Source organism: Neobacillus terrisolis, from assembly GCF_051233475.1.
Taxonomy (GTDB): Bacteria; Bacillota; Bacilli; order Bacillales; family Cytobacillaceae; genus Bacillus_BU.
In genome coordinates this window covers 1-1477 of the sequence record NZ_JBKFGH010000062.1, presented here as the reverse complement: position 1 = coordinate 1477, position 1477 = coordinate 1, and the positions used below count along the sequence as shown (strand labels likewise).

The 1477-nt window shown below is 35.4% G+C and carries 1 protein-coding gene and 1 pseudogene; both read left to right on the top strand.

Annotated features, from left to right (window positions below; genetic code table 11):
• Positions 1 to 51: 51 nt before the first annotated feature.
• Positions 52 to 618 carry a helix-turn-helix domain-containing protein gene (locus tag ACI48O_RS22705; protein ID WP_435564084.1) on the top strand — a complete coding sequence of 189 codons (567 nt, stop codon included), beginning with the start codon at positions 52 to 54 and terminating at the stop codon, positions 616 to 618.
• A pseudogene (locus ACI48O_RS22700) lies at positions 579 to 1445 on the top strand (IS3 family transposase); the annotation flags it as partial. The gene ACI48O_RS22705 and the pseudogene ACI48O_RS22700, both read left to right, overlap by 40 nt.
• Between the last annotated feature and the right edge of the window lie 32 nt (positions 1446 to 1477).

Here is a 1477-nt window from a genome sequence, read left to right as displayed (position 1 = left end):
TGTACTGCACCCCAAAAGTTAGAGTAAAATCTGACTTTTGGGGTGTTTATTTTGAGTAAATATAGTGAAGAATTTAAACTTATGGTGGTAAGGGAGTTTCAGGAAGGAAAACTTGGATATAGATCTCTTGCTAAGAAACATGGGATTAAGGGGAAATCAGCAATTAATAGATGGGTGAAAATTTATGAGAAGTTCGGACAAAAAGGTTTATTAAAAAAGGAGCATAATGAAAGATATTCTGTTCAATTAAAGTTAGATATATTAAGCTTTATAAAAAGAACAGGATCTTCAGAAACTGAAGCAGCCCTACAGTATGGGATAACCAACCCTCCTATCATTTCCTCATGGAAAAAAGTATTCTTAGCGGATGGGATTGAAGGCCTGGAAAGACCGAAAGGACGGCTACCCATGTCGGATAAAGATAAGAATAGAAAAAGTAAAAAAACTATAGAAGATAAAGAAATGACCTATGAACAAAAATTGGAGCGAGAAAATGAGCTTCTTCGTTTAGAGGTAGAGTACTTAAAAAAGTTGCGAGCTTTTCAGATGGATCCGGAAGGCTATCTCGAAAAGCACAAACAGCGTTATCATTCGAACTCAAAGAAAAATTCAAACTAAAAGATGTTCTACAAAGAGTTGGAATTCCTGAATCCACCTACCATTATCATATAAAAATGATGAAAAAGGAGAAACCGAATCAGGAACTGGAAGAATGTATTCAATCGATGTTCGAGGAACATGATGGCAATTATGGGTATCGTCGAATTCGTTTGGGCTTAAAACAACGTGGTTTGATAGTGAATCACAAGAAGATTCAACGCATCATGAATAAACTTGGACTCAAATGTAATAAGTTCAGTAGAAAATCACGAAAGTACAGTTCTTACAAAGGGACTATTGGAACGATTGCCAAGAACCGTATCAATCGTCGTTTTCACACAAGTATATGTCATCAAAAATTAACAACAGATATCACAGAATTCAAGTGCTCAGATGGTGTAAAACTGTATCTAAATCCAATTATGGATATGTTTAACGGTGAAATCCTTTCGCATGGGATAAGTATGCGCCCAACCTTAGAATTGGCTCTCAAACCTCTCGAAGAAGCTTTAGAAATTGTAAAAGAATCAAAGTACAGAATCACTATTCATTCTGATCAAGGTTGGCATTATCAGCATAATAAATGGGTAAAAACACTCAAGAAACACAAGGTGTTCCAGAGTATGTCGCGTAAAGGAAACTGTTTAGATAATTCACCTATGGAAAACTTTTTCGGATTATTAAAACAAGAAATGTATCATGGGAAAGCACTATGCTCATTTGAGGAATTAAAAAAGAGAATAGTAGAATATATCGATTACTATAACAACAAGCGCATAAAGCAAAAATTGGCAGGCATGAGTCCGGTACAATACCGTAACCATACCAGCCAATTAGCTGCTTAAAATAAAACTCTAACTTTTTGGGGTCACATCAG